At 61.5% G+C, this 25,722-nt stretch carries 30 protein-coding genes and 2 tRNA genes; 28 read left to right on the top strand and 4 right to left on the bottom strand.

From position 1 onward, the window contains the following. The 6 genes from ACCAA_RS04145 to ACCAA_RS04120 all read left to right on the top strand — a co-directional run bounded on the left by ACCAA_RS04145 (position 1) and on the right by ACCAA_RS04120 (position 4,838). A complete protein-coding gene (locus tag ACCAA_RS04145) occupies positions 1-960 on the top strand; it encodes a beta-ketoacyl-ACP synthase III (protein WP_186405970.1) in 960 nt (319 codons plus the stop codon). Positions 961-970: 10 nt separating this feature from the next. Then, positions 971-1,912, top strand: coding sequence for an ACP S-malonyltransferase (fabD, locus tag ACCAA_RS04140; RefSeq protein WP_186405969.1), 942 nt, complete (start codon positions 971-973; stop codon positions 1,910-1,912). A 5-nt stretch (positions 1,913-1,917) separates the two neighbouring features. Then, positions 1,918-2,658 carry a 3-oxoacyl-ACP reductase FabG gene (gene fabG, locus ACCAA_RS04135; RefSeq protein ID WP_186405968.1) on the top strand — a complete coding sequence of 247 codons (741 nt, stop codon included), beginning with the start codon at positions 1,918-1,920 and terminating at the stop codon, positions 2,656-2,658. A gap of 117 nt (positions 2,659-2,775) precedes the next feature. Beyond that, positions 2,776-3,012 carry an acyl carrier protein gene (gene acpP, locus ACCAA_RS04130; RefSeq protein ID WP_186405967.1) on the top strand — a complete coding sequence of 79 codons (237 nt, stop codon included), beginning with the start codon at positions 2,776-2,778 and terminating at the stop codon, positions 3,010-3,012. Between the two features lie 122 nt (positions 3,013-3,134). Beyond that, complete coding sequence (gene fabF / locus ACCAA_RS04125; protein ID WP_186405966.1) at positions 3,135-4,373, top strand: beta-ketoacyl-ACP synthase II; 1,239 nt, start codon at positions 3,135-3,137, stop codon at positions 4,371-4,373. Between the two features lie 30 nt (positions 4,374-4,403). Next, entirely contained in the window at positions 4,404-4,838 is a 435-nt protein-coding gene (locus tag ACCAA_RS04120; RefSeq protein ID WP_186405965.1) for a protein YgfX, read from the top strand. Here the strand turns inward: ACCAA_RS04120 and nadB are convergent. Continuing rightward, on the bottom strand, positions 4,810-6,393 hold the full coding sequence (gene nadB, locus ACCAA_RS04115; protein WP_186405964.1) for an L-aspartate oxidase: 1,584 nt from the start codon (positions 6,391-6,393) through the stop codon (positions 4,810-4,812). The two genes, ACCAA_RS04120 and nadB, sit on opposite strands and share 29 nt — an antisense overlap. Positions 6,394-6,597: 204 nt before the next feature. Between nadB and rpoE the strand changes: the two genes are divergently transcribed. The 13 genes from rpoE to nagZ all read left to right on the top strand — a co-directional run bounded on the left by rpoE (position 6,598) and on the right by nagZ (position 16,946). Continuing rightward, a complete protein-coding gene (gene rpoE / locus ACCAA_RS04110) occupies positions 6,598-7,197 on the top strand; it encodes an RNA polymerase sigma factor RpoE (RefSeq protein ID WP_186405963.1) in 600 nt (199 codons plus the stop codon). Positions 7,198-7,201: 4 nt separating this feature from the next. Beyond that, the gene (locus ACCAA_RS04105; RefSeq protein ID WP_186405962.1) at positions 7,202-7,618 is read left to right on the top strand and encodes a SoxR reducing system RseC family protein; all 417 of its coding nucleotides are present in this window, start codon (positions 7,202-7,204) and stop codon (positions 7,616-7,618) included. A gap of 78 nt (positions 7,619-7,696) precedes the next feature. After that, positions 7,697-9,136 carry a DegQ family serine endoprotease gene (locus ACCAA_RS04100; protein ID WP_186405961.1) on the top strand — a complete coding sequence of 480 codons (1,440 nt, stop codon included), beginning with the start codon at positions 7,697-7,699 and terminating at the stop codon, positions 9,134-9,136. A gap of 7 nt (positions 9,137-9,143) precedes the next feature. Next, on the top strand, positions 9,144-9,395 hold the full coding sequence (locus ACCAA_RS04095) for a glutaredoxin family protein (RefSeq protein ID WP_186405960.1): 252 nt from the start codon (positions 9,144-9,146) through the stop codon (positions 9,393-9,395). 96 nt (positions 9,396-9,491) lie between these two features. Further along, on the top strand, positions 9,492-11,282 hold the full coding sequence (lepA, locus tag ACCAA_RS04090; RefSeq protein WP_186405993.1) for a translation elongation factor 4: 1,791 nt from the start codon (positions 9,492-9,494) through the stop codon (positions 11,280-11,282). Positions 11,283-11,294: 12 nt separating this feature from the next. Next, positions 11,295-12,083, top strand: a complete 789-nt coding sequence (gene lepB / locus ACCAA_RS04085) for a signal peptidase I (protein WP_186405959.1) — start codon at positions 11,295-11,297, stop codon at positions 12,081-12,083. 12 nt (positions 12,084-12,095) lie between these two features. Beyond that, positions 12,096-12,461: a DUF4845 domain-containing protein gene (locus tag ACCAA_RS04080; RefSeq protein WP_186405958.1), complete on the top strand. Its 366-nt coding sequence runs from the start codon at positions 12,096-12,098 to the stop codon at positions 12,459-12,461. Beyond that, entirely contained in the window at positions 12,458-13,129 is a 672-nt protein-coding gene (rnc, locus tag ACCAA_RS04075; protein WP_186405957.1) for a ribonuclease III, read from the top strand. The genes ACCAA_RS04080 and rnc overlap by 4 nt, the downstream gene beginning before the upstream one ends. Then, a complete protein-coding gene (gene era / locus ACCAA_RS04070) occupies positions 13,126-14,025 on the top strand; it encodes a GTPase Era (protein ID WP_186405956.1) in 900 nt (299 codons plus the stop codon). Before rnc ends, era begins: the two co-directional genes overlap by 4 nt. 38 nt (positions 14,026-14,063) lie before the next feature. Next, the gene (gene recO, locus ACCAA_RS04065; RefSeq protein WP_186405955.1) at positions 14,064-14,780 is read left to right on the top strand and encodes a DNA repair protein RecO; all 717 of its coding nucleotides are present in this window, start codon (positions 14,064-14,066) and stop codon (positions 14,778-14,780) included. Continuing rightward, complete coding sequence (locus ACCAA_RS04060; RefSeq protein ID WP_186405954.1) at positions 14,777-15,532, top strand: pyridoxine 5'-phosphate synthase; 756 nt, start codon at positions 14,777-14,779, stop codon at positions 15,530-15,532. Before recO ends, ACCAA_RS04060 begins: the two co-directional genes overlap by 4 nt. Further along, positions 15,529-15,906 (top strand): holo-ACP synthase, encoded by a 378-nt coding sequence (gene acpS, locus ACCAA_RS04055; protein WP_186405953.1) that lies wholly within the window; start codon positions 15,529-15,531, stop codon positions 15,904-15,906. Before ACCAA_RS04060 ends, acpS begins: the two co-directional genes overlap by 4 nt. Beyond that, complete coding sequence (gene nagZ / locus ACCAA_RS04050; RefSeq protein WP_245754417.1) at positions 15,903-16,946, top strand: beta-N-acetylhexosaminidase; 1,044 nt, start codon at positions 15,903-15,905, stop codon at positions 16,944-16,946. Before acpS ends, nagZ begins: the two co-directional genes overlap by 4 nt. Before the next feature lie 142 nt (positions 16,947-17,088). Here nagZ and efp read toward each other — a convergent pair whose 3' ends face one another. Together efp and earP are read right to left on the bottom strand one after the other, a co-directional pair. After that, complete coding sequence (gene efp / locus ACCAA_RS04045) at positions 17,089-17,646, bottom strand: elongation factor P (protein ID WP_186405952.1); 558 nt, start codon at positions 17,644-17,646, stop codon at positions 17,089-17,091. Between the two features lie 37 nt (positions 17,647-17,683). Further along, positions 17,684-18,868, bottom strand: a complete 1,185-nt coding sequence (gene earP / locus ACCAA_RS04040) for an elongation factor P maturation arginine rhamnosyltransferase EarP (RefSeq protein WP_186405951.1) — start codon at positions 18,866-18,868, stop codon at positions 17,684-17,686. A 44-nt stretch (positions 18,869-18,912) separates the two neighbouring features. Between earP and uvrC the strand changes: the two genes are divergently transcribed. The 4 genes from uvrC (at position 18,913) to ACCAA_RS04020 (ending at position 21,598) form a co-directional block, all read left to right on the top strand. Continuing rightward, a complete protein-coding gene (gene uvrC / locus ACCAA_RS04035) occupies positions 18,913-20,736 on the top strand; it encodes an excinuclease ABC subunit UvrC (RefSeq protein ID WP_186405950.1) in 1,824 nt (607 codons plus the stop codon). Continuing rightward, entirely contained in the window at positions 20,736-21,314 is a 579-nt protein-coding gene (gene pgsA / locus ACCAA_RS04030; RefSeq protein WP_186405949.1) for a CDP-diacylglycerol--glycerol-3-phosphate 3-phosphatidyltransferase, read from the top strand. The genes uvrC and pgsA overlap by 1 nt, the downstream gene beginning before the upstream one ends. A gap of 92 nt (positions 21,315-21,406) precedes the next feature. Further along, positions 21,407-21,482 (top strand) — tRNA-Gly (locus ACCAA_RS04025). 42 nt (positions 21,483-21,524) lie between these two features. Then, a tRNA-Cys gene (locus ACCAA_RS04020) sits at positions 21,525-21,598 on the top strand. Between the two features lie 53 nt (positions 21,599-21,651). Here ACCAA_RS04020 and ACCAA_RS04015 read toward each other — a convergent pair. Beyond that, positions 21,652-22,080, bottom strand: coding sequence for a CHRD domain-containing protein (locus ACCAA_RS04015; RefSeq protein WP_186405948.1), 429 nt, complete (start codon positions 22,078-22,080; stop codon positions 21,652-21,654). Between the two features lie 342 nt (positions 22,081-22,422). Between ACCAA_RS04015 and ACCAA_RS04010 the strand changes: the two genes are divergently transcribed. The 5 genes from ACCAA_RS04010 to ACCAA_RS03990 are packed head-to-tail and all read left to right on the top strand — an operon-like array spanning position 22,423 to position 25,689. Next, positions 22,423-22,875: a type IV pilin protein gene (locus ACCAA_RS04010; protein WP_186405947.1), complete on the top strand. Its 453-nt coding sequence runs from the start codon at positions 22,423-22,425 to the stop codon at positions 22,873-22,875. Continuing rightward, a complete protein-coding gene (locus ACCAA_RS04005) occupies positions 22,832-23,455 on the top strand; it encodes a GspH/FimT family pseudopilin (RefSeq protein WP_186405946.1) in 624 nt (207 codons plus the stop codon). The genes ACCAA_RS04010 and ACCAA_RS04005 overlap by 44 nt, the downstream gene beginning before the upstream one ends. Positions 23,456-23,465: 10 nt before the next feature. Then, complete coding sequence (gene pilV, locus ACCAA_RS04000) at positions 23,466-24,089, top strand: type IV pilus modification protein PilV (RefSeq protein WP_245754415.1); 624 nt, start codon at positions 23,466-23,468, stop codon at positions 24,087-24,089. Then, positions 24,077-25,180 (top strand): PilW family protein, encoded by a 1,104-nt coding sequence (locus ACCAA_RS03995; RefSeq protein ID WP_186405991.1) that lies wholly within the window; start codon positions 24,077-24,079, stop codon positions 25,178-25,180. Before pilV ends, ACCAA_RS03995 begins: the two co-directional genes overlap by 13 nt. Further along, positions 25,177-25,689: a pilus assembly PilX family protein gene (locus ACCAA_RS03990; RefSeq protein WP_186405944.1), complete on the top strand. Its 513-nt coding sequence runs from the start codon at positions 25,177-25,179 to the stop codon at positions 25,687-25,689. Before ACCAA_RS03995 ends, ACCAA_RS03990 begins: the two co-directional genes overlap by 4 nt. Positions 25,690-25,722: the final 33 nt, after the last annotated feature.

The following is a 25,722-nucleotide window of genomic DNA, read 5'->3' as shown; positions in this document are numbered from 1 at the left end:
ATGTTCTCTCGCCTTGCCGGCATCGGCAGTTTTCTGCCTGGCCCGGCGGTCAGCAACGATGATCTTGCACGCCGCGGCATCGAAACCAGCGATGAGTGGGTTACCAGTCGGACCGGGATCAAGTTCCGCCATCTGGCGGAGAACGGTGAAACGGCCAGTGATCTGGCGGTGGAAGCGAGCCGGCGAGCACTGGCCGCCGCCGGTCTGGACGCTGGCGATCTGGACCTGATCATTGTCGCCACCTCGACGCCCGATGTCATTTTTCCGAGCACTGCCTGTCTGCTGCAGAGCAAACTCGGCAACCATGGTGCGACAGCCTTCGACATCCAGGCGGTATGCAGCGGATTCGTCTATGCGCTGACCGTGGCCGACAAGTTCATCCAGTCGGGTAGTCATCGGCGGGCTCTGGTGGTCGGCGCCGAGGTTTTTTCAAAGATTCTCGATTGGTCCGACCGAGCCACCTGTGTCCTTTTTGGCGATGGTGCCGGTGCGGTGGTGCTGGAGGCTGCGGAAAAGCCCGGCATCCTGGCCACCGCGCTGCATGCCGATGGCTCGTACCACGGCATCCTGTCGGTGCCAGGCAGCGTCTGCGGCGGCAAGGTCACGGGCGATCCTTTCCTGCGCATGGACGGGCAGTCCGTGTTCAAATTTGCCGTCCGCGCGCTGGCCGAAGTGGCCGACGAGTGCTGCCGGCTTGCCGGCGTTCCGCAATCGGGCATCGATTGGCTGATTCCGCACCAGGCCAACATTCGCATCCTCGAAGCGACCGCCAGGAAAATGAAGCTGCCCATGGATAAAGTCGTGGTCACCGTTGATCGGCATGGCAATACGTCGGCGGCCTCGGTGCCTCTGGCGCTCGACGAAGCGGTTCGCGACGGGCGCATTGTGGCCGGGCAGAAGGTGTTGCTCGAAGGTGTCGGGGGGGGATTCACCTGGGGCGCGGTTCTGTTCGAGCTTTAAGGGAGGATACATGGCGTTCGCGTTCGTTTTTCCCGGTCAGGGGTCGCAATCGGTGGGCATGATGGCCGCCTATGGCGATTCTTCCGTGGTGCGCTCCACCTTCGATGAAGCGTCGGCGGTGCTTGCCCAGGACCTTTGGCAATTGCTTGCCGAGGGCCCGGCCGAAGTGCTGGCGCAGACCATCAACACGCAGCCGGTGATGCTCACCGCCGGCGTGGCGGTTTATCGCCTGTGGCTCGACAAGGGCGGCAAGCTGCCGGCGGTCGTTGCCGGGCACAGCCTCGGCGAGTATTCAGCGCTGGTGGCCGCCGGTGTCATCGCGTTCCAGGACGCGGTGCCGCTCGTTCGGCTGCGCGCTGCGGCCATGCAGGAAGCCGTTCCGGCAGGTGCCGGTGCGATGGCCGCGATTCTCGGTCTGGATGACGACGGGATTGCTCAGGCCTGCGCTGAAGCGGCGCTGGCGATCGGTACCGGCGCCGTCGTTGAGCCGGTCAATTTCAACGGGCCGGGACAGACCGTCATCGCCGGCAGCAAAGCGGCCGTAGAGCGTGCCTGCGAGCTTTGCAAGGCGCATGGCGCCAAGCGGGCACTGCTTTTGCCGGTTTCGGCACCCTTCCACTCGTCGCTGATCAGGCCGGCAGCCGACAAGCTGGCTGTGCGTCTGGCCGATTTGAGCTTTGCGGCGCCCCGGATCCCGGTGATCAACAACGCCGATGTGGCCATCGAGTCGGACAGTACGAGGATCAAGGATGCCCTGATTCGTCAGGCTTATTCACCTGTGCGCTGGGTCGAGACGATGCGCAGGATGGCGACCATGGACATCGCGACGGTTGCCGAATGCGGGCCGGGGAAGGTTCTGGCCGGTCTCACCAGGCGTTGCGCGGACACCTTGACCAGTGTCGCGCTGGCTGATCTGGCGGCCATGGATGCTGCGCTGGCCAGCCTGGAGTAAAGACCATGCTCAACGGACAAGTGGCGCTGGTCACGGGGGCGTCACGTGGCATCGGTCAGGCCATCGCTCTGGAACTCGGCAGGCTGGGTGCCACGGTGATCGGGACGGCAACCAGTTCCGACGGCGCCGCGGGAATCGCTGCTTTTCTGGCCGATGCCGGCATACAAGGTGAGGGGGTCGTCCTGGAAGTGCGTGACGCGACGCAGGTCGATGCGCTGATCAGCCAGATCGAGAAATCCCGTGGCACGGTCTCGGTGCTGGTCAATAATGCAGGCATTACGCGCGACAATCTTTCGCTGCGCCTGAAGGACGACGACTGGGACGCGGTCCTGGACACCAACCTGAAGGCCGTCTTCCGCCTTTCCAGGGCGGTCATGCGCGGCATGATGAAATCCCGGCGCGGGCGGATCATCAACGTAACCTCGGTCGTCGCTCATACGGGCAATGCTGGTCAGGCCAACTACTGTGCCGCCAAGGCCGGGGTTGCCGGCATGACTCGGGCGCTGGCGAGAGAACTCGGCAGCCGCAACATCACCGTGAACTGCGTGGCGCCTGGCATGATCGACACGGATATGACGCGGGCGCTCAACGATCGGCAGAAAGAGTCGCTGCTGGGCAACATTCCGCTGGGTCGCTTCGGATCGCCCCAGGACGTGGCCGCCGCCGTGGCCTTTCTCGCTTCACCGGGGGCGGACTATGTCACCGGGACAACGATTCACGTCAACGGTGGAATGTTCATGGACTGATACCTGTCGGCACAGGGGGGATCATCGCCGTGGGCACTGATAATAGGTAAGTTGCGGTCATTTTGTTAGAATGGCGCGTTTTCGTTTTACACATGAACCTTGAGAAGGAGCAATTTAATGGAAAATATTGAGCAACGTGTCAAGAAGATCGTCGCCGAGCAACTCGGAGTCAACGAGGCGGACATCAAGAACGAATCGTCATTTGTCGATGACCTCGGCGCTGATTCGCTGGACACGGTGGAACTGGTGATGGCACTCGAAGAGGAATTCGAATGCGAGATTCCGGATGATGACGCAGAGAAGATCACCACCGTGCAGCAGGCCATCGACTATGTGCTGGCTCACAAGAAGTAATTTGTTGATTCAGGGTCCCTGCGGACAGGTTTTTCCCAAGACGGGCGTCCAGCAGGGCGTGATCGTGAAAAGGGAGCCCCGGCTTCCATAACTTCCAGAATTTTTAATCCTCGGAGCTTAACTTGGCACGTCGCAGAGTCGTCATCACTGGCTTGGGTATCATTTCGCCAGTCGGTAATTCCGTCGCAGAAGCCTGGCAGAATATTCTCGCCGGGCGCTCCGGAATTGGCCGGATTACCCGTTTCGATGTCTCAGCGTTTCCGGTGCAGATCGCCGGCGAGGTCAAGGGCCTTGAGCTTGGCCAGTATCTCTCGCCGAAAGAAGCGCGGCGCATGGATATTTTCATCCATTACGGCATGGCCGCGGGTATTCAGGCCCTGCGCGACGCCGGACTGGATGCGCAGCGTGTTGATCCGGAAAGAGTTGGCGTGTCGATCGGCTCCGGGATTGGCGGTTTGCCAATGATCGAAAACACCTGCGACGATTTTGCCGCGGGCGGCGTACGCAAGGTTTCGCCTTTCTTCGTTCCCGGTTCAATCATCAACATGATCTCCGGCAATCTGTCGATCATGTACGGTTACAAGGGACCCAACATCTCTCTGGTCAGTGCGTGTTCGACGGGCACGCACAGCATCGGCGATGCCGGTCGCCTGATCGAGTACGGTGACGCGGATGTGATGATTGCCGGCGGCGCCGAGGGCTGCATCTCGAAGCTGGGCCTGGGGGGCTTCTGTGCGCCGCGTGCCTTGTCGACGCGCAACGATGACCCACAGACGGCAAGCCGCCCGTGGGACAGGGATCGCGACGGTTTCGTGCTCGGTGAAGGAGCGGGTGTCGTGGTGCTCGAGGAGTACGAGCATGCGAAGGCGCGCGGCGCCCGGATTTACTGCGAACTGGTGGGTTTTGGCATGAGTGCCGATGCCCATCACGTGACTGCGCCATGCGAAGACGGTGAGGGTGCGGCGCGCTGCATGACCAACGCCTTGCGCAACGCCGGCCTGAACGCGCAGGATGTGCAGTACGTCAATGCGCACGGTACGTCGACGCCCCTGGGTGACAAGGCCGAGACCGTCGCCGTCAAGCGCGCATTCGGTGAGCACGCGAAGAACCTGGTGGTCAATTCGACCAAATCGATGACCGGCCATCTGCTGGGCGCCGCTGGTGGCGTCGAGGCCTTGTTTACGGTGCTGGCGGTCTATCACCAGGTTTCGCCGCCGACGATCAATATCTTCCATCAGGACGAGTCCTGCGACCTGGATTATTGTGCCAATGAGGCACGCCCGCTGAAGATCGACGTCGGCATTTCGAATTCTTTCGGCTTTGGCGGGACCAACGCCACGGTGGCCTTCAAGCGGATCTAGTTCACCAGCGCGCGCCCAGCGGGTGGGAGAGTGCAGTTTCCGCTTCATCTCACGTTGCGCCGCTCGCGCCTGTTGTCTTTCCTGATCGTATGGGTGCACCTCCTGGCCGGCGGCTGTGTGTGGGTTCTGTCCTGGCCGGCGGCGCTGCGTTACGGCTTGCTGGCGCTCCTGGCGCTCTCCGCATGGCACGCCTTGCGTCGGTCGCCCGTCGTTGCCTTGCGTCTGACGGAAGGTGGCGAACTGGCATTTCTGTCCGCTGCCGGCGATCGCGTGCTTGTGTCGGTAAAGCCTGAAACGGTCGTCTTCAGCCAGTTGATCGTTCTGCGCGCGCGAGACGATGACCAGGGCCGGCTCATGACGCTTGTCTTGTTGACCGACAGCATGTCAGCCGAGCAGTTTCGCCAGCTTCGTCTGTGGCTGCGTTGGCGCCCCGATGCTAGCGAGCAGTCGGTTGGCGACGTTTGAGTACGGTGTTACGGGCGCGGGCGTCGGTATCCGGATAATTGCGGCTGAAGTGTAAGCCGCGGCTTTCGTGGCGCCGCAGCGCGCAGCGGACGATCAGGTCGGCGGTGACGACAAGGTTGCGCAGTTCGATCAAGTCGTGACTCACGCGGAACTGCGAGTAGAAATCGTCGATTTCACGGATCAGCAGGCGAATGCGGTTCTGCGCGCGCTGCAGACGCTTGGTGGTGCGCACGATACCCACATAATCCCACATGAAGCGGCGTAGTTCGTCCCAGTTGTGTGCGATGACGATCTCTTCATCGGGATCGCTGACCCGGCTGGCGTCCCAAGGTGGTAGCTCAGGCAGATCGCCGGTGGGCTGCGCAAGAATGTCCCTGGCCGCCGCTTCGGCAAACACCAGGCACTCGAGCAGCGAGTTGCTGGCCAGGCGATTGGCGCCATGCAGGCCGGTCCAGGAAGCCTCGCCGGCGACGTAGAGGCCAGCGATGTCGGTGCGCGCTCGCAGGTCGGTGATGACCCCGCCGCAGGTGTAGTGCGCTGCTGGCACGACGGGGATCGGCTGGCGGGTGACGTCGATTCCCAGTTCGCGGCAGTGGGCCAGAATATTCGGGAAATGCTCGGCCAGAAAGGCGGCTGGTTTGTGCGAGATGTCGAGGTAGACGCAGTCGAGGCCGCGTTTCTTCATCTCGAAATCAATCGCCCTGGCTACCACGTCGCGCGGCGCGAGTTCAGCGCGCGGGTCGTGTGCGGGCATGAAACGGCTACCGTCAGGCAGTCGCAGGAGTCCACCTTCACCCCGTACGGCTTCAGAAATCAGGAAGGATTTGGCCTGCGGATGGTAGAGGCAGGTAGGATGAAACTGAATGAACTCCATGTTGGCCACCCGGCAGCCCGCACGCCAGGCCATGGCAATGCCATCACCCGTCGAGGTGTCGGGATTGGTGGTGTATAGATAGACCTTGCCGGCGCCACCAGTCGCGATCAGGGTGTGTCGGGCGCCCAGCGTCAATACCTCCCCGCTGACGCTGTCCAGCGCATAAACCCCATGGCAGCGCTGGCTGGCCAGCCCCAGCTTGTCGCCGGTGATCAGATCGATGGCGATATGGTGTTCGAGGACGGTGATGTTCGGTTGCTGGCGAATCTTGCTGGTCAGGGTGTTCTGCACCGCCAGGCCGGTCGCGTCAGCGACGTGGATCACGCGACGGGCGCTGTGACCACCTTCGCGAGTCAAGTGGTAGCCGGCTTCATCGCGCGTGAAGGGGACCCCCTGGTCGATCAGCCAGTCTACCGCGCGACGACCGTTTTCGATGACGAAGCGGGTGGCCTGTGGGTCATTGAGAAAAGCGCCGGCGGTGATCGTGTCCCGGATGTGGGCTTCGATCGTGTCGCGATTGTCGAGCACCGCAGCGATTCCGCCCTGAGCCCAGCTGGAGGCGCTGTCGTCCAGAGTGCGCTTGCTGATCAACGCCACCTTGCGCGTTGGCGCCAGCCGCAGTGCCGCGGCTTGTCCAGCCAGACCGCTGCCGATGATGAGAACGTCGAAGCGAAGCGCCACTGTGGAGGTCCTGCCAAAAGGGCTGCAACTATAGCACGGGCATGGCGATGCGATAAGCCTGCGCGAAACCGCCTGGCACTGGCCAATTTCCCTGTGGATGCGCCCAGAACTGGCGCTTACGCACTGTTACGCTGGTGATTTGATGCTTGCGTTATACTTTGTCGCAAGCAACAGATTCCGTCTGTGACAGGATAAGCACAAAGCATGAGTGAACGCGAAATTGACCAGAAACTGGTCGAACGCGCACAAGCCGGCGACAAACACGCGTTCGAGATGCTGGTCGAGAAATACCAGCGCAAACTCGGGCGTCTGTTGTCGCGCTTCATACGCGACCAGGCCGAGGTCGAGGATGTGGCGCAGGAGGCGTTCATCAAGGCCTATCGCGCGCTGCCGTTGTTTCGCGGAGACAGTGCGTTCTACACTTGGTTGTACCGGATCGGCGTCAACACGGCGAAGAACTACCTTGTCGCGCAGGGGCGCCGTGCGCCGACTTCGACAGAGTTCGACGCTCACGAGGCCGAGAGTTTCGAGGAAGCCGGCCAACTGCGCGACATCAACACGCCGGAGAGCATCCTGCAGTCCAAGCAGATCGGTGAAACGATCAATTCGGCGATGTTGGACCTGCCCGAAGAACTGCGTAGCGCAATCCTTTTGCGCGAGATCGAGGGCTTGAGTTATGAGGAAATTGCTGTGGCGATGAGTTGTCCGATCGGTACGGTGCGTTCGCGGATCTTCCGCGCGCGCGAGGCAGTGGCCGACAGGTTGAGGCCCTTGCTCGATGTCACCACTGACCGTCGATGGTAGTCATATGACTGATACGTGGGGGACGGTCACCGCCGTGGATGACGAAGGCGCGACAATCCGGGTCGACGACAGCGGTTGCGGTCGCTGCCGCGAGCCGGGTGGCTGCGGCGGTAACAACCTCGCTCAGTTGTTGTGCCGGACGCCGCGCACTTTCCGGGTGCCCAACCCCGACCGCTGTACCGTCGGGGAGCGCGTACGTGTGGGCGTCGCCGAGGGCTCGGTGGCCAGCAGTGCGCTCCATGCTTACGCCTTGCCCGTGCTGGCGCTGTTGGCTGGCGCGCTGGGGGGCTCGGTGCTGGCGGGCGAGGTGGGCGCCATCGGCGGATCGATCGCCGGTCTGTTCATCGGCTGGCTGGGTTTGCGACGTGCGCAGTTGCGCGGCATGCGCGATCGACGTTTGCGTCCGTGGATTCGCTCTTGACTTTTCGTTGGACGTCCTCAGATCGACATCTTTAGTTCCGGGCTGGTTTTCAGTGACAAGCGGGAGGCATTCCTGGCCATGAAACAGTTGCTTGCAGCTTTCCTTTTGGCGTTTTTTTCCCTGTGGGCGAACGGGCAAAATCGCGTACTGCCGGATTTTACCGACCTCGTGGAAAAGCAGGGGCTGGCAGTGGTGAACATCAGCAGCACGCAATCGGCCCGCGGCAGTGGGCGTGGCGCGCAGCCATTCCCTTTCGATGAAAACGATCCGATGTACGAGCTCTTCCGGCGTTTTGCTCCTCGTCAGCCGGGGATGCCGGGATTCGGGGCGCCGCGCGAGTTCGAGAGCCGCTCGCTGGGTTCCGGATTCATCGTCAGTGCCGATGGTTACATCCTGACCAATGCCCATGTCGTCGATTCGGCGGACGAGATTCTCGTTCGTCTGACCGACAAGCGTGAGTTCAAGGCGCGGGTCATCGGCACTGACAAGCGGACCGATGTGGCACTTATCAAGATCGACGCGGTGGCCTTGCCGACCGTTCGCGTGGGGGACCCCGGTGCTCTCAAGGTCGGCGAATGGGTGATCGCCATTGGTTCACCGTTCGGCTTCGACAACAGCGTCACCGCCGGCATCGTCAGTGCCAAGGGACGCTCGCTGCCCCAGGAGAACTTCGTGCCCTTCATCCAGACCGATGCGGCGGTCAATCCCGGCAATTCGGGCGGGCCGCTGTTCAACATGAAGGGCGAGGTGGTGGGAATCAATTCGCAGATTTACAGCCGTTCGGGTGGTTCCATGGGGATTTCCTTCGCCATTCCGATCGATGTGGCGATGGAAGTGCAGGCGCAGTTGCGCGCTACCGGCAAGGTGAGTCGTGGTCGCATCGGGGTAGTCATCCAGGACCTGACCAAGGACCTGGCTGATTCGTTTGCTTTGAGCAAGGCCCAGGGAGCTGTGGTCAATGCGGTGGAGAAGGGCGGCCCGGCGGAGAAGGCGGGCATCGAGCCGGGTGATGTCATCCTGAAGTTCGACGGCAAGGTGATTAGCAGTTCCAGCGATCTGCCGCGCATCGTCGGCGCCACCAAACCGGGCAGCAAGGTGACCGTGCAGGTGTGGCGCAAGGGTGCCCACCGCGACCTGACGCTCGTCGTGGCCGAGATCGCCGAGGAGAAACTCGCTGCGCGCAGTAGCCGGCCGGCCAGGCCGGCCGAGCGCAGCGCCAATCGCCTTGGCCTGGTGGTGTCGGAGCTGAGCGCCGAGCAGAAGCGTGAACTCAAGGTCAACGGTGGTCTGCTCATCGACGAGGTCCGCAGTAATGGTGCACGCGCTGAGCTGCGGCCTGGTGACGTGATCCTGGCGCTGATTGCGCGAGGCGAAAGCACCGAAGTCAGGAGCGCCGAACAGTTCAACCGATTGCTGGCGCAGTTCGACAAGTCCGCCAGCGTGACCCTGTTGGTGCGGCGCGGCGACATGCAGACCTTCGTCACGATCAGGCCCGTGCCTGACAGAAGCGCCGAGTGAGTCGTCAGTGACCCAGGCCGTGAAACTGACGCTGGTGTCGCGGTGCTACTGTCATCTCTGCCAGGAGATGGAAATCGCCCTTCGGCCACTGGCTGCCGACTTCGGCGCCGAGGTCGAGGTGCTCGACGTGGACGCTGATCCGGCGCTCGAAGCCCTTTACGATGAACGGGTCCCGGTGCTGCTGCACGATGGCAAGGAGCTCTGTCATTACTTCCTCGAGGTGCGCAAAGTCCGTGATTATTTGAGTGAAATCGGCTAGAATCCGCGCCTTCAGGCAGTTCGATCAAGGGTGCCCGCCGCCGGCACCCTTTTTTTTCAGTGGCGGTGCGGTCGCCACAGAGTCAACACGATGCCCATGCAACACATCCGCAACTTCTCCATCATCGCGCACATCGATCACGGCAAGTCCACACTCGCCGACCGTATCATCCATCTCTGCGGTGGTCTTTCCGATCGCGAAATGGAGGCGCAGGTGCTGGATTCGATGGATATCGAGCGCGAGCGCGGGATCACCATCAAGGCGCAGACCGCAGCCCTTCAGTACCGGGCGCGCAGCGGCAAGATCTACAATCTGAACCTGATCGACACGCCGGGGCACGTGGACTTTTCCTACGAGGTATCACGTTCGCTGTCCGCCTGCGAGGGTGCGTTGCTGGTCGTCGATGCCTCGCAAGGCGTTGAAGCGCAGACGGTGGCCAATTGCTATACGGCCATCGAACTCGGCGTCGATGTCCTGCCCGTGCTTAACAAGATTGACCTGCCGTCGGCAATGCCGGACCAGGCACGCCAGGAGATCGAGGATGTAATCGGCATCGATGCTTCGGAGGCTATACTGGCCTCGGCCAAGACCGGCCTGGGCGTCGAGGACATCCTCGAAGCGATCATCGAGCGCATTCCGCCACCCAAGGGTGACCCGGATGCGCCGCTAAAAGCGCTGCTGGTCGACGCCTGGTTCGACAACTACGTCGGTGTGGTGATGCTGGTGCGCGTGTTCGACGGTACGCTACGTCCCAAGGACCGGATTCGCCTGATGGCCTCCGGGTCGACGCACCTTTGCGAACAGGTCGGCGTGTTCACCCCTAAGGCCGTGCCACGTGATGCCCTGCGCGCCGGCGAGGTGGGCTACGTCATTTCGGGGATCAAGGAACTGCAGGCGGCCAAGGTCGGCGATACACTGACCCTGCTCGAGAGGCCGGCTGCTGACGCTTTGCCGGGGTTCAAGGAAATCAAGTCGCAGGTTTTCGCCGGTCTCTATCCGGTGGAATCCAACCAGTACGACGGGCTGCGCGAGTCGCTCGAGAAACTGAAGCTCAATGACGCGTCGCTGCGTTATGAACCCGAGGTCTCGCAGGCGCTTGGTTTCGGTTTCCGCTGCGGGTTTCTGGGCTTGCTGCATATGGAGATCGTCCAGGAGCGTCTCGAGCGCGAGTTCGATCAGGACCTGATCACCACGGCGCCGACCGTGGTCTATGAAGTCCTGCTGCGTGACGGCAGCCTGCTCAATGTCGAGAATCCGGCCAAGCTCCCGGAACTGTCGAAGATCGAAGAGATCCGCGAACCGATCATCACCATCACCGTTTTCGTGCCGCAGGAGTATCTGGGCAACGTGATCACCCTGTGCAATCAGAAGCGCGGCAACCAGGTCGACATGACCTATCATGGTCGCCAGGTGCAACTGGTGTACGAGATGCCAATGGCCGAAGTGGTGATGGATTTTTTCGACCGACTGAAGTCCGTTTCAAGGGGCTACGCGTCGCTGGATTACGAATTCAAGGCGTATCGGGCGGCCGACGTCGTCAAGCTGGACGTGCTTATCAACGGCGATCGGGTCGATGCTCTTTCGGTCATCCTGCATCGCACCAACTCGATTTATCGTGGCCGCGAACTGGCCGCCAAGATGCGCGAACTGATCCCGCGTCAGATGTACGATGTCGCCATCCAGGCCGCCATCGGCGCCAACATCATTGCCCGAGAGAACGTCAAGGCGATGCGCAAGGATGTGCTGGCGAAGTGTTACGGGGGCGACATTTCACGCAAGCGGAAGCTGCTGGAGAAACAGAAGGCCGGCAAGAAGCGCATGAAACAGGTCGGCTCTGTCGAGATTCCACAGGAGGCTTTCCTGGCTGTGTTGCGGGTTGGCAAGTAAAGGAGTGAGAGCGTGAATTTTGCATTGATCCTGTTGATCCTGTTGCTGGTCAGCGGTGCGATCTGGGGGGTGGACGCTTTCGTCCTGCGCAAACGTCGTGCACCCGGGGCCAAGGACCCGTGGTGGGTCGAGTACGGGGCCAGCTTCTTTCCGGTCATCCTGGTCGTTTTCCTGTTGCGCTCGTTCCTCGTCGAGCCGTTCAAGATTCCGTCTGGATCGATGATTCCAACCTTGGAGGTTGGCGATTTCATCCTGGTCAACAAATACACTTATGGCATTCGCTTGCCGGTGATCAACCGGAAAATAATCGCCATGAATAACCCGCAACGCGGTGACGTGATGGTCTTTCGCTATCCCGAGGACCCTTCGCTCGACTATATCAAGCGCGTGGTCGGCTTGCCAGGTGACACGGTGGCCTACCAGAACAAGAAGCTGACCATCAACGGCCAGCCGGTGCCGACCGCCAAGGTCGACGATTATCTACATTCCGAACGGTTGTACTACTCGCGGCAATTTACCGAGAAACTCGGCGAAACAGAGCATCGCCTGCTCAATGATGAAGACGCGCCAGCATTTGTTCCTGGCCCAGCGCAGTTCCCCAATCGCCAGAATTGCTCCTACAATGCTGCCGGGGTGATCTGCACGGTGCCGCCGGGCGAGTACTTCGTGATGGGCGACAATCGCGATAATAGTCGTGACAGCCGTTTCTGGGGCTTCGTTCCGGACGCCAATATTGTCGGCAAGGCTTTCTTCATCTGGTTGAATTTCAGTGATCTCAAACGGATTGGCTCGTTCAGGTAAGGAGTGCTGCTCATGAATCGTCAGCGAGGTTTGGCGCTCTCGGCCCTGATGGTCTGGGGTGTGGTGATTGCACTGGTGGCCATTCTCGGCATCCGGGTTCTTCCCGAGTACATTGACTACTACAAAATCATGCACGCGGTCAAGGCGGTGGCTGCAGAGTCAAGCGGCAAGACGGTGGGCGAAATCCGGCAGGCTTTCGGCAAGTATGCCGAAGTCGAGCATCTCAAGACCATCGGCCCGGCCGACCTGGATATTTTCAAGGATGACAACGAAGTCGTCGTCGCTTTTACCTACGAGAAGCGTATTCCGCTGGTCGCCAATGTCAGTCTGCTGATCGATTTTCAGGGTTCATCAACCGGGCGCAATTACGGCCGATGAGCGATTCTCGACTCGAGCAGGGACTCGGCTACCAATTCCGGGATCGTGCGCTTCTGCAGACGGCACTGACACACCGCAGCCACAGTTCTCCGCACAATGAGCGACTCGAGTTCCTCGGCGATGCCATACTCAATGCGGTCATCGCGCACCGCTTGTTCGAGCGCTTTCCGCTGCTTCCGGAAGGTGATCTCTCTCGCCTACGGGCTCATCTGGTGCGCCAGGACAGCTTGCACCAGCAGGCTTTGGCGCTCTCGCTGGGGAACTTTCTGCGGCTTGGCGATGGAGAGCAGCGGAGCGGCGGTCAGCAGCGGCCATCGATCCTGGCCGATACCCTCGAAGCGCTGTTTGGCGCGCTGTGGCTGGACGCCGGATTCGCTGCGGCGGCTGAGGTCATCACGCGACTGTACGAAGGAATGCTCAATCAACTGGTTCCCGGACAAGGCACCAAGGACGCGAAGACACGCTTGCAGGAGTATCTCCAGGGGCGAAGACTGGCCTTGCCTCAGTACGCGTTGGCCGGTACCGAGGGCGAGGCACATGCGCAGCAGTTTACGGTCGCCTGCGTGATTGATATCCTGCACGTCCGCACCGAGGGGTGTGGCGGCAGTCGACGTGCGGCGGAACAGATGGCTGCGGAACGTGCGCTGGAAACCCTGGACAAGTCATGAGCGAAATCCGATGCGGACAAATCGCCATCGTTGGCCGCCCCAACGTCGGCAAGTCGACGCTCCTCAATGCGCTGATTGGCGAAAAACTGAGCATTGTCTCGCGGCGGGCGCAAACGACCCGTCACCGCATCATGGGCATCCTCACCCGGACTGATACGGATACGCAATACGTTTTTGTCGATACGCCAGGTTTTCAGAACAAGTACAGCAACGCGTTGAACCAGGTGATGAACCGTGGGGTCAGGCAGGCGCTGGCCGATGTCGACGTCGTTCTGTTCGTCGTCGAGGCCGGTCGCTTCGACGATCGGGACCGGGCCGTACGCCAACTTGTGCCGGCCGACTGCCCGGTGATCATCGTGGTGAACAAGATCGACCAGTTGAAAGACAAGAGTCGATTGCTGCCGTTCCTCGCTGAACTGGCCAGGGAGGGCGATTTCACGGCCATCGTCCCGATCAGCGCGACGCGCGGCGCACAACTCGACTCCTTGCTCGCCGAAACGCGCAAGCATTTGCCGAAAGCCCAGTTTCTCTTCGGCGAGGACGAGATCACCGACCGCAGCGAACGCTTTCTGGCGGCCGAGTACATTCGCGAAAAGCTTTTTCGCCTGATCGGCGACGAGTTGCCCTATGCCGCCACGGTTGAGGTGGAAAAGTTCGCCGTCGAGGGTGGCGATGGTTCATTGCGCCGTATCAGTGCAGCCATCGTGGTTGATCGGGCAGGGCACAAGGCGATCATCATCGGCAGCGGCGGCGAGACCGTCAAACGGATTGCCTCGGAGGCCCGTCAGGATATGGAGCGTATGTTCGGTGGTCCGGTCTTTCTCGAAGTGTTTGTCAAGGTCAAGTCCGGCTGGGCCGACGATGAGCGACTGCTCAAGACCCTGGGTTACGAATAGCTGATCGGCTGGCAGGTGTCTGATGAGCGAGTCGGGAAGTGAATCAGCGGCACCACGTCGACGGTCAGCCGGCTTTCGTGCTGCACGCTTACCCCTACAGCGAAACCAGCCTGATCGTCGATGTCTTCTCACAGGATCATGGTCGTGTCGCGCTGCTCGCGCGCGGCGCGCGGCGACCGCGATCCGTCCTCCGTGGGGTGCTGCAGGCCTTTCAGCCGCTTGAACTGGGCTGGGCGGGCAGGGGTGAGGTGCAAACGCTGATCAGGGCCGAGTGGCAGGGCGGTCAGCCGCTGCTGGCCGGCAAGTCGCTGTTTTGTGGCTATTACCTCAACGAACTGCTGATTCACCTGCTGCCGCGTGAGGACGCGCATGCGCGACTTTTCTCGGTCTACGCCGCAACCTTGCGCCGCTTTGCCGACGGCGCGCAGGAGTCCGACTTGCGCTGCTTCGAACGGGCGCTGCTGCAGGAACTCGGCTACGGCCTGCTGCTCGAGACCGATGCTGCGGGTCTGGCGGTCGAGGAGAACGCACATTACGCGTACGAGATAGAGCACGGTCCGGTACGGCTGCCGGGTCCGGGTCGCTCGGCGAGGTCGGTCAGTGGCCGGACGCTGATCGACCTGGCCCGCGAGGATTTTTCCGACCCGCGCTCACTGGCCGAAGCCAAGCAGTTGATGCGCACGCTGATCAGCCACTACACGGGCGGCAGGAGTCTGAGCAGCCGCAGGATCTTCAGGGAGTTACACGAACTATGATCGAACTTGGCGTCAATATTGACCATGTCGCGACGATCCGGCAGGCGCGCTGCACCTACGAGCCGGATCCGGTTTGGGCGGCTGTTGAAGCGCACCTCGGCGGCGCTGATGGCATCACCATCCATCTGCGCGAGGACCGGCGACACATTCAGGATGCCGACGTAGCGAGGCTGCGTGATCTAGCGCAGATCAAGCTTAATCTTGAAATGGCGGCGACCGACGAGATGGTCGGCATTGCCTGCCGGATCGCGCCGCAAATGGCGATGTTGGTCCCCGAGGGCCGACATGAAGTGACCACTGAGGGTGGCCTTGACATCCTGGCCCAGGAAGCCGGGCTGCGCCAGTCCGTTGCTCGCCTGGCCGACGCCGGGATCATCACCAGCGTCTTCATCGACGCCGATCCGGCGCAAGTCGATGCCGCGGCGCGCATCGGCGCGCGGGTCTGTGAAATTCACACCGGCCCTTATGCGCATGCCTTCTACACCCAGGGGCGGGATGCCGAAAGCCCGGCCGCGCTGGCCGAACTGGAGAAGATTCGCCTGGCCGGAGAGGCGGTTCGTCAGCTTGGCATGCGTTTCAATGCCGGGCATGCGCTCAACTACTTCAACGTGCAACCGGTGGCCATGCTCGCCGGAATCCGGGAGCTGCACATCGGTCACGCGATCATCAGCCGGGCCGTCTTTGTCGGTTTGCGCGAAGCGGTGCGGGAAATGAAACGCCTGCTGCGCGAGGCGCAGGCGCGCGCCAGATGATCAGCGGCATCGGCACCGACATTGTCGCCATCGCGCGCCTCGGTAGCTTCTACGAACGGCATGGCGAGCGCGCGCTGGTCAAGCTACTGTCGGACCGGGAATGCGCCGAGTTTGTCGGCGCGCGCGATCCGGGACGCTTTCTGGCCAAACGTTTTGCCGCCAAGGAGGCATTTGGCAAAGCGCTCGGGACCGGCATTGCCACGCCGGCGACCTTGCCGAACATCGGCGTCGCACATGATGCACTGGGTCGGCCGTGGTTCGAGTACGCGACGCCACTCGCGGCTCATCTTGCGCAGCGCGGCCTGGTGGCGCATCTTTCGATCAGCGATGAAAACGACTACGCGATCGCTTTCGTGATCATGGAACAACCATGAAGATCAATACGACTCTCGAATTGCCGCTCGGCCCGCTGATGATCGACGTCGCGGGGCTCGCCTTGTCCACTGTCGAAAGCCAGCAATTGTGCCATCCGCTGGTTGGCGGGCTGATTCTGTTTGCCCGCAACTACGACTCGCCAGAGCAACTCGGGCGGCTGACGGAGTCGGTTCATGCGCTGCGTTCGCCACCCCTGCTGATTGCCATCGATCACGAAGGCGGCCGGGTGCAGCGCTGCCGGGACGGGTTCACCCGTCTGCCGCCAATGCGCCGTCTCGGCGAGTTGTGGGAGCGTGACCCGGAGGCAGCGCTGGCTGTGGCACGGGCAGTGGCTCATGTACTGGCCGCAGAACTGCGCGCCTGCGGCGTCGATCTGTCTTTTACGCCAGTACTCGATCTCGATTGGGCGCGCAGCAGCGTCATCGGTGATCGCTCGCTACACGGCGACCCGGCCGTCGTTGTCGAGCTCGCACAAGCGCTGATCGACGGCCTGCGCAGTGCCGGTATGGCCGCCTGCGGCAAGCATTTTCCGGGTCATGGCTGGGTCGAGGCTGATTCGCATGTCGATCTGCCGGTCGATGAACGCTCGCTCGACGAACTGGCGCCCGACCTCGAACCCTACCGCCGGCTCAGCCTGGATGCGGTCATGCCGGCGCACGTCATCTATCGGCAAGTCGACCCTCGCCCGGCTGGTTTCTCGCCGGTGTGGATACGGCTACTGCGCGACGAATTGGGCTTCGACGGCGTGATTTTCAGTGACGACCTGTCGATGGCCGCTGCCGGAGTCGCCGGCGGCATCGTCGAGCGCTGCACGGCGGCCTGGGATGCCGGCTGTGACCTGTTGCTGGTGTGCAACTCGCCGGATGCGGTCGGAGAACTGCTGGCCAACTGGCAGCCGGCATTCGATCCAATGCGTGATGCGCCACGCGCCCGGCGTGTCGCGCGCCTTTCACCATCCGCCAGAGCCCTCGACTGGTCCACCCTGCGACAGGACCCGGATTATCAGACCGGCGTCGCGGCAGCACGTAGGGTGCAATAAGCGAAGCGCATTGCACCGGCTACGCAAAGCCAGGGCCGTTGCGGTGAGCCTGCGAACCCCAACATCTTGCGGTCGTGTCGCGATTACGTTGGGGTTCCTTCGTCACCCCAACGGCCTGATCGCCGGCTGCGGTGCGGCTCGCCTACCTCACGCGCGAGCGGTACTCGTGCGTCCGGGTGTCGATGTCGATCTTGTCGCCGATTTCGATGAACGCGGGAACCGGCAGTTCGAAACCGGTCGCCAGGCGAGCCGGCTTCATGACCTTGCCCGAGGTGTCGCCCTTCACGGCAGGCTCGGTGTACACCACTTCGCGCACCACGCTGGTCGGCAAGTCGATCGAGATCGCCTTGCCGTTGTAGAAAACGGCTTCGCAGGGCATGCTGTCTTCGAGGTAGTTCAGCGCGTCGCCCATGCAGTCGGCTTCGATTTCGTACTGGTTGTATTCGGCGTCCATGAAAACGTACAGCGGGTCGGCAAAGTACGAGTAGCTTACTTCCTTGCGCTCGAGCTGGATGACGTCGAACTTGTCGTCGGCACGATAGACGGTTTCGCTCGGCGAATCAGTCAGCAGGTTCTTCATCTTCATCTTGACCACCGAAGCGTTGCGCCCGGATTTGACGTATTCGGACTTGAGAACCACCATCGGGTTGTTGCCGACCATGAAGACGTTGCCTGCGCGAAGCTCTTGTGCGGTTTTCATCGTACGTTCCAGAAAACAGTGAGGGATCAACCGATCATTATAACAGGGAACGGCTGAAGCAGAGCAGACGGGTACACAGGTCGTCCTGCCGGGCGAGTCGCTCGGCCCAGCGTTGTGCATGCGTGCGTTGCCTGTCGATGCTCTGGGCGAAGTTTCGCCAGTGCTCGATGGTGATCCTGCCGAGGTTCCACGCCTGCCAGAACTCGCGTAGCACTGCACTGCTGGTCGTCGGCAGGTCGGCGCAGTAAAGCGCCAGAAAGGCGTCGAGTTTCACTCTGTGCGCGGCGTTTTCCTGCGGGTAGATGTGCCAGACCAGCGGCCGTGCGGCCCATTGTGCGCGCACGAACGAGTCTTCCCCACGGACAAAATTCAGGTCACAGAGCCAGAGCAATTGGTCATAGCGGCTCTGTTCGAGGAAGGGCAGAATGCGAATGTCGAGTGCACCGCGGCAGACGCTGTCGCCCGCCCCGAGTCGATTCCCGGCGAAGGCCTCGATCGCCGCTAGCGTGCGGGATAACGGAACGACGCAGCAGATCGGCGTATCCGACGATTCCCAGGCGTGCAGCAGATCGCCGATGGCCGGATTTTCGTAGGCGAAGAGCGAGATCAGCAGCGTGCCCACGGGCGGTGGCGCGAAGCCGACCTCGTCCCACACGCCGATCTGCAGCTCCGTGTTGGCGGCGACGTGCGCCCGGCGAGCCAGCAGGTCTTGCTCGCGCAACAGCCCGCCGGTGTCGGCACTGAAACCGGGGAAGAAGAAATACTTGATCAGCGGCAACTGCGGGTGCGGCGAGGGCAGCGCGTGCCAGCTCGACACCCAGTCCTCGGCGCTCAGGTAGTCGAGATTGATCCACGCCGGGGAGGGCGACTGTTGCGCCATTCGCTCGACAAACGACACGGGCAGGCGGCAGGCAAAGGTTTCGAGTACCACTCGCGCGGGACAGGCCGCTGGGAAGAGCGTTGCCCAGCGACAAACTTCGATGCCCAGCACACGCTGGAGCGAGCGTAGGGGGTCTAGCTGCGGGCAGAGCAGGCTGAAGCTCTCCAGATCGTCAACCCACAAGCGCACGCGCAAACCGTGTTCGCCAGCCAACTGTCGGGCCAGGCGCCAGCAGACGCCGATATCGCCAAGGTTGTCGATGACCTTGCAAAAGATATCCCAGTCGGGGCGAGAGGCCATGGCCATTGGCTGCATGGGCGGTGCGGGCGGGCGTGATAACATCGAAGGCGCTATCCTACGTCAGCGGCCCCTCACTGCGCATGCTCATGACTGAACCAGAAGCCCCAACTTTCGACGCCAAATCCCTGCTGGCCACCCTGACGGACTTGCCCGGCGTCTATCGCATGGTCGATGGCGCCGACAATGTTCTCTATGTTGGCAAGGCCAAGAACCTGAAGAAGCGGGTCGCCTCGTACTTCCGCGACAGCCATCCCAGTCCGCGTATCGCCTTGATGGTCGCTCAGATCGCCAGGGTCGAGACGACCGTGACGCGATCCGAGGCCGAGGCGCTGCTGCTGGAAAACAATCTGATCAAGAGCCTGTCGCCGCGCTACAACATTCTGTTTCGCGACGACAAGTCGTACCCCTACATCGTCCTGACGCACGACCGCAGTCCACGGCTTGGTTTCTTCCGCGGAGCCACCGATCGGCGCGCGGATTATTTCGGTCCGTTTCCTTCGTCACCAGCCGTACGCGAAAGCATCCACCTGCTGCAGAAGATGTTTCGCTTGCGCACCTGCGAAAATCCCGTGTTCAACAACCGCTCGCGACCGTGTCTGCTCTACCAGATCAAGCGCTGCTCCGGGCCCTGCGTCGGACTGATCGAGCCTGAGCGCTATGCCGAGGATGTACAGATGGCCGTTTTGTTCCTGCAGGGTCGTCAGCAGGACGTCATCGGTCGCCTGTCGGCAGCCATGGATCAGGCGGCAGGGAAGCTCGCCTTCGAGCAGGCGGCCGTCTATCGTGACCAGATCCAGTCCTTGCGCCAGGTTCAGGAAAAGCAGTACGTCGACAGCGGCAAGGGCGGTGACCTGGACATCGTCGCCGCCGTTGGCGATGGCGGCATGCTGTGCGTGAATCTGGCGATGGTTCGCGGTGGCCGGCACCTCGGCGACCGGCCGCAGTTTCCCGCGAATTCGGTCGATTCGTCGCCGCTCGAGGTATTGACCGCTTTCCTTTACCAGCATTATCTTGCCCATCCCATCCCCGAACGGATAGTCGTCAATTTGCCTTTGGTCGATGGCGAGCCCGCTGATTGGCTCAGCGACATGGCCGGTCGGCCGGTAAGGCTTGTTGAGGCCAGGCTGACCATGCAGCGAGTGTGGATCGAGATGGCCGAGCAAAACGCTCGGCTGGCGATCACCGCGCGGCGCAGCGCGCTGTCCAGACAGGAAGCACGTCTCGAAGCGCTCTGCAAGACGCTGGGTCTCGAAACCGAGGGAGAGCTGCGCATCGAGTGTTTCGACATCAGCCATACGCAAGGAGAGTCCACGGTGGCCGCATGTGTCGTCTATCAGGGCAGCGGCATGCGCAATTCCGAGTACCGCCGATTCAACATCAGGGACATCCAGCCGGGTGACGACTGCGCGGCCATGCGCCAGGCGGTTCAGCGCCGCTACGAAAAGCTGGTCATTGGCGCCGGGCTGGCGCCGGCGCTGATCCTGATCGACGGTGGCAGCGGGCAGGTGGGGGCTGCTGCTGCGGCGCTCGCCGAGCTTGGTCTGTTGCACCTGCCGCTCCTGGGCGTGGCCAAAGGCGAGGCGCGCAAGCCGGGACTCGAAACGCTGGTTTTCGCAGACGGCCGTGAGCCGTTACAATTGGCGCCTGAACATCCCGCACTTCACCTGATCCAGGAAATCCGTGACGAGGCACACCGCTTTGCCGTTTCCGGGCATCGCGCCAGGCGCGGCAAGGCAGGGCGCACATCGCGGCTCGAAGAGATCATGGGTGTCGGACCCAAGCGGCGCAAGGCGCTGATTTCCCGTTTCGGCGGTTTGCAGGGCATAACGGATGCCGGGATTGACCAACTCACAGCAGTTGCCGGAGTCAGCAGGGAACTGGCCGAGAAAATTTACGCAGCGTTGCACTGATGCCACTGAACATACCGATTCTCCTGACCTGGCTGCGAATCATCCTGATCCCGCTGCTGATCGCCGTCTACTACGTTCCTGACTCCTGGGTTAACGTCGTCGGACGCGATCTCGCCGCGACGGTGATTTTCGTCGTCGCAGCGATCACGGACTGGCTCGATGGCTATCTCGCACGCCGCTGGCAGCAGACTTCCGCGTTCGGTGCCTTCCTCGACCCGGTGGCGGACAAACTGATGGTCGCTGCCGCATTGATCGTACTGGTCCAGCTTGGCCGGCTCGACGGAATCCTGGCAACGATCATCATCGGTCGCGAGATCACGATTTCCGCCTTGCGCGAGTGGATGGCGCAGATTGGCGCCCATAGAAGTGTTGCCGTATCGATGATTGGCAAGATCAAGACCAGTGCGCAGATGTTCGCCATTCCCTTGTTGCTCTATCACGCGCCACTGGGTACCTTCGACGTTTTTCAGGCGGGTATCTGGCTGATCTATGTGGCGGCCGTGTTGACCCTCTGGTCGATGGGCTACTACATGCGAATGGCGTGGCCGCACCTGATTGAAGAGGACCACAAGAGTTAGTCAGCGGCGAAAGAAGATGCCGGCAAGCGTGCGCACAGCGAAGAAGGCGTTGACAGTCAAGGGCAGGCCTTTATAATGCGCACTCGCTTCATGCGGGAGTAGCTCAGTTGGTAGAGCGATACCTTGCCAAGGTATAGGTCGAGAGTTCGAGACTCTTCTCCCGCTCCAGATTGGCTGGCTGGGCGCGTCCACGCGTTTCGGATCCAGCGCGGCGCGATAGCAAAGCGGTTATGCACCGGATTGCAAATCCGTGTAGGTGGGTTCGACTCCCGCTCGCGCCTCCAAGAACAACCAACCACTGAAACCACCTGTGGGTGGTTTTCTTGTATCTGACAGCCTACTTCAACGGACCGCGGATTTCACCGCCTGGATTCGCCGCACTGTGTACGTTGATGTACAGGTTGCCGGCTTTGAAGCTCGCCATCTGCGCTTCGGTCAGCTTGGCCCCGGCTGGCACCTTGTAGGCGTCGCCTTCCTTCACCAGTGGCACGATGACGGGCCCGTTCTTGCCCGGAGCGCCTTCGTGGATGTGCGCGGCGGTACCCGCGACACCCATCGTGGTCACGCCGCCGGTGACCGAACCCTCGTTGCTGACCATTATCGTTCCTCCGCCGCTTGCCGACGTGGTCACTGGCGGCACCTCGTTAGTGCCCGATAGGGTCACCTTGATGTCGGCGGCGAACGCTGCGCCGGTACTCAGCGCTGCCAGCAACAGGGTCGCGGCCGAAAGCCGAGCATAGGCGGGGGACTTTGTGATAAGGGTCATCGCATTCTCCAATCTGTTTGTTGAGCGGTCGGCCCGCATGGTCACGCCATGGGGCGCAGGGACTTTTTTTTACGCCGGCGTGCCGACGGGCGTGGATCGCCGCAGCGGATCGCTCCTGGTCTGCATCGCCTGACTCCTCAGACACGCCTGGTGAGGGGAAATTCAACAGGGCCGGGGAGGCGCTCTGCCAAAGGTCGGCGCTTGTTCATGCCGCCCTTGCACACCGGGCCGGCAAGGGTATGATTGACTACGCGGTGGATTGCGCCTGACGCGGCGGACAGGATCACAGAAATTCTTCACTGCGCCCTTGACTTTGTTACCTCGATAGAGTAGGTTTTTTTGATGAAACACTCGTCAGAACAAAAGACCTCCGGCTTCACCTTGATTGAAATGCTGATCGTCGTGGCGATCATCGGCGTTTTGCTGGCCATCGCCGTACCCGCTTACAATGAATACATTCTTCGTGCCCACCGCGCCGCCGCGCAGCAATTCCTGCTTGATGTCGCCCAGCGCGAGGAGCAGTATCTGCTCGACAATCGTCAGTACACCAAGACATTGGGAGCTGGTGGACTTGGCCTGACGATGCCAGCGGACGTAGGTTCGGACTACGCCGCCCCGAACTTTGACGGAGTTAAAAACGACGCCACGCCCCCGTCCTTCATGGTTTTTATGACCCCCAATGTTGGCGGACGAATGGCTAACGACGGGAACCTGGTAGTCAACAACACCGCTCAGAAATGGCGTGACATCGATGGCGACAACACTTACACGGCAGGCAAGGACAAGCCATGGTAGTCCCCGACCAGCCGAGGCCCGTCACGGCTTCAGCCTCGTCGAACTGTTGGTCGTCATTGCCATCCTGGGAATTCTGATGAGTCTCGCGACACTTCCTTTTCAGGAGTTGATCGCCAACCAACGCCTGAAGTCCGTGACTTCGGATCTGGCCGCCGACCTGGCCCTGGCGCGTACCGAAGCGATCAAGCGCAGCACGCGCGTGGGTATCGCTCGCGTCACTGACCAGTGGGTCGGCGGTTGGCAGGTCTTTGACGACGCCAACCGTGACGGCCAGTTCACACCCGCTGCCAACAACACTTGCCCCAATCTGGGAGATGAATGCTACCTCATCTCTCGCCCGGCTCTCGATCCCTCGGTCAAGGTCTGCACTACAGGCACCAACGCGGACAATTCGATCGACGTGCTGACCTTTGGTGCGGATGGGAGGGTGCGCACCTACAAAGCCGGCGTCGACATACCGAATGTCCGGGCGATCATCATCAGTTCGACACTGATTTCCCCGAACGTGCCGGCACGCATGCTGGAGTTCAGCCCAAGCGGGCGCGTGACTGTTGTCACGGGCGTGCCGAGATGCGACTGAGGACGCGCGAATGAGCTCCCGTCAAGACTGGGCGAGTGGATTCACGCTTCTCGAGGTGTTGGTTTCCTTGATCATCCTGCTGATTGGCCTGCTCGGCATTGCGATTCTCATGCTCAAGGGGCAGCGGGCCTCTTTCGAGGGCTATCAACGCCAGCAGGCGCTGGCCATGGCCCAGGAAATGGCCGAGAAGATCCGTGCCAATCAGGGTGGCGCCCCGTACTACGTGACAGGTACGACCGACGGCAACGACATGCCTGGCCAGGGCAATTTGCTCAAGGACAACGAGAACAACTGTTCAGATGCCTGCACCCCCGAGCAGATTGCGGCCAAGCACCTGGCCACGTGGGATGGCATGCTCGTCGGCGCAGCGGAAACCAAGGATGTGGCCACCAATACGGTCGGCGGCATCATCGGCGCGCGCGGATGCATCGAATGGCCAGAAAAGGATGCGGCTATGCCCGTGTTCTGGGTCAGCGTCGCCTGGCAGGGCGAGGGCGACACCGTCGCGCCCGCCAATAATGCCTCAGCATGCGGTCAAGGTCTTTACGGCAAGGAGGAACGTCGCCGCCTGGTGACGCTCAGGGTATCCACCTGCGTATTGAATGCCCTTAAACCGTGGGGATGCGCGTCGTGATCCTGCGCCAGTTCTCCGGCCCAGCGGTCAACGCCTTGCAGCGTGGCCTGACTCTGGTGGAAGTCATGGTCGCGATGACGATCGGCATCATCCTGCTGTTGGCCATGGGCTCGCTGCTGGTCAACTCGACGCGCGTTTTCAAGGTCAGTGACGACTTCGCACGCATGCAGGAAAACGGGGCCTATGCACTCAACTCCATTGGCTCCGATCTGCGCATGGCTGGCTTCTATGGGGCCACGACGACTAACGACATTCAGGCGCTCACGGCCGTGGGCGAGGAGTGTGGCGCAGGCTGGGCCACCAATTTTGCCCAACCGCTGCTCGGCCTCCCGCTGTCAGGCGACCCTGCCTTGACCAGTACGGCCGCGCACGCCGCGATGCCATGCATCAATCAGGCTAACTTTATCGGCAGCGCCGCCGATCGGCCAAGCTTTATTCTTGTCGTGCGCGGAGCGACTGGCGTACAGGTAGCACCTGCCAATCTGGACGCCAACACGCTGTATGTCCAGGCTGATTCGAACGGTGGCATGCTGTTCAAGGGTAGCCAATATGCGGGTTTTGGCACCCCACCGAGACGAACCGTTCTCGGCGGTGCCGAGGCGCCAATCTATGCTTATCAGGCCAAGGCCTACTATTTGCGACCTTGCAGTCGACCCACAGGCACCGGCGACACTGTTTGCCTGGCCACAGACGACGGCAACCAACCGGTCCCCACTCTCGTTCGTCAGGAACTTGTCGGTGCGGCGATGACCGAGGTCGCTGTCGCCGAGGGTATCGAGGCCATACGCATTTCCTACGGTATCGATACGCACGCCCCTCCCAACGGCACGCCAGGGAAATACACCGAGACACCGACGCTTGCCGAGTTCGCGCAGGTGGTAGCCGCGCGCGTTTCCTTGTTGGTTCGATCGCCCAAGCCGACCGCCGGTTATGACGATAGCAGTCGGCGCTACGATCTCGACGGTGACGGTAACGCCGAGTTGGGCTGTGCGGATGCACCAGACCTGCTGCCCTGCAACTATCATCGGCATGTGTTCACGCAATCGTTTCAGGTGCGCAATATCGCCCAACGACTCGAGTCGCAACCATGAATAAAACCACCGCAGCGCAGACTGGAGTCGTCCTCATCACCAGCCTGATCCTGCTGGTCATCATGACGCTACTCGCCGTTTCCCTGGTGCGCACCAGCGTCATCGAGTTGAAGATCGGCGGGGCCAGTCAGATTGCCGCCCAGAACCTGGCCAACGCAGAGGCATCGATCTGGGCTTTCATGAACGCCCCCAGCAACCGAGGCCGTTTTTTCCACGGCCACGTGTTCCCCAAGGTCGACGGCTGCGTCGATTTCAGCGCTGATTACGACGTTCTTGAAGATCCGCACTTCAGCTACCTGGATGTTGCTAAGCACCAACTGTGCATGAAGGTGGCCGAAGTGGCGTGCGCCGACTTTGCCGGCGTCGGGAGTGGCAATATGCTGGGATCCAATACGCTGCAGGCAGTTTATTTTGACGTCCGGGCGGACGCGCGTGACCCGGTTTTTTCGGGGCGAACGATCGTCCACCAGGGAATTCGGTCCATCGCCCCGCCGGGCGCCTGCTTCTGACCTGAAATCACCGACTGAGAGCGAGGCCTGACC

Source organism: Candidatus Accumulibacter aalborgensis (assembly GCF_900089955.1).
Classification (GTDB): Bacteria; Pseudomonadota; Gammaproteobacteria; order Burkholderiales; family Rhodocyclaceae; genus Accumulibacter; species Accumulibacter aalborgensis.
Note: the sequence above shows the minus strand (reverse complement) of the source record. Positions and strands in the feature narration are given on the sequence as shown.

What these genes read in the sequence shown, in the direction of transcription:
- rpoE (WP_186405963.1), top strand. Translation starts at nt 6,598, where the DNA reads ATGAGTGAACGCGAAATTGACCAGAAACTGGTCGAACGCGCACAAGCC.
- ACCAA_RS04010 (WP_186405947.1), top strand. Translation starts at nt 22,423, where the DNA reads ATGAAACACTCGTCAGAACAAAAGACCTCCGGCTTCACCTTGATTGAA.
- ACCAA_RS03995 (WP_186405991.1), top strand. Translation starts at nt 24,077, where the DNA reads ATGCGCGTCGTGATCCTGCGCCAGTTCTCCGGCCCAGCGGTCAACGCC.
- acpS (WP_186405953.1), top strand. Translation starts at nt 15,529, where the DNA reads ATGATCAGCGGCATCGGCACCGACATTGTCGCCATCGCGCGCCTCGGT.
- ACCAA_RS04005 (WP_186405946.1), top strand. Translation starts at nt 22,832, where the DNA reads ATGGCGACAACACTTACACGGCAGGCAAGGACAAGCCATGGTAGTCCC.
- rnc (WP_186405957.1), top strand. Translation starts at nt 12,458, where the DNA reads ATGAGCGATTCTCGACTCGAGCAGGGACTCGGCTACCAATTCCGGGAT.
- ACCAA_RS04080 (WP_186405958.1), top strand. Translation starts at nt 12,096, where the DNA reads ATGAATCGTCAGCGAGGTTTGGCGCTCTCGGCCCTGATGGTCTGGGGT.
- ACCAA_RS04100 (WP_186405961.1), top strand. Translation starts at nt 7,697, where the DNA reads ATGAAACAGTTGCTTGCAGCTTTCCTTTTGGCGTTTTTTTCCCTGTGG.
- ACCAA_RS04015 (WP_186405948.1), bottom strand. Translation starts at nt 22,080, where the DNA reads ATGACCCTTATCACAAAGTCCCCCGCCTATGCTCGGCTTTCGGCCGCG.
- lepA (WP_186405993.1), top strand. Translation starts at nt 9,492, where the DNA reads ATGCAACACATCCGCAACTTCTCCATCATCGCGCACATCGATCACGGC.
- ACCAA_RS04105 (WP_186405962.1), top strand. Translation starts at nt 7,202, where the DNA reads ATGACTGATACGTGGGGGACGGTCACCGCCGTGGATGACGAAGGCGCG.
- pgsA (WP_186405949.1), top strand. Translation starts at nt 20,736, where the DNA reads ATGCCACTGAACATACCGATTCTCCTGACCTGGCTGCGAATCATCCTG.
- ACCAA_RS04145 (WP_186405970.1), top strand. Translation starts at nt 1, where the DNA reads ATGTTCTCTCGCCTTGCCGGCATCGGCAGTTTTCTGCCTGGCCCGGCG.
- ACCAA_RS04060 (WP_186405954.1), top strand. Translation starts at nt 14,777, where the DNA reads ATGATCGAACTTGGCGTCAATATTGACCATGTCGCGACGATCCGGCAG.
- fabG (WP_186405968.1), top strand. Translation starts at nt 1,918, where the DNA reads ATGCTCAACGGACAAGTGGCGCTGGTCACGGGGGCGTCACGTGGCATC.
- fabD (WP_186405969.1), top strand. Translation starts at nt 971, where the DNA reads ATGGCGTTCGCGTTCGTTTTTCCCGGTCAGGGGTCGCAATCGGTGGGC.
- ACCAA_RS03990 (WP_186405944.1), top strand. Translation starts at nt 25,177, where the DNA reads ATGAATAAAACCACCGCAGCGCAGACTGGAGTCGTCCTCATCACCAGC.
- efp (WP_186405952.1), bottom strand. Translation starts at nt 17,646, where the DNA reads ATGAAAACCGCACAAGAGCTTCGCGCAGGCAACGTCTTCATGGTCGGC.
- era (WP_186405956.1), top strand. Translation starts at nt 13,126, where the DNA reads ATGAGCGAAATCCGATGCGGACAAATCGCCATCGTTGGCCGCCCCAAC.
- earP (WP_186405951.1), bottom strand. Translation starts at nt 18,868, where the DNA reads ATGTTATCACGCCCGCCCGCACCGCCCATGCAGCCAATGGCCATGGCC.
- pilV (WP_245754415.1), top strand. Translation starts at nt 23,466, where the DNA reads ATGAGCTCCCGTCAAGACTGGGCGAGTGGATTCACGCTTCTCGAGGTG.
- acpP (WP_186405967.1), top strand. Translation starts at nt 2,776, where the DNA reads ATGGAAAATATTGAGCAACGTGTCAAGAAGATCGTCGCCGAGCAACTC.
- uvrC (WP_186405950.1), top strand. Translation starts at nt 18,913, where the DNA reads ATGACTGAACCAGAAGCCCCAACTTTCGACGCCAAATCCCTGCTGGCC.
- nagZ (WP_245754417.1), top strand. Translation starts at nt 15,903, where the DNA reads ATGAAGATCAATACGACTCTCGAATTGCCGCTCGGCCCGCTGATGATC.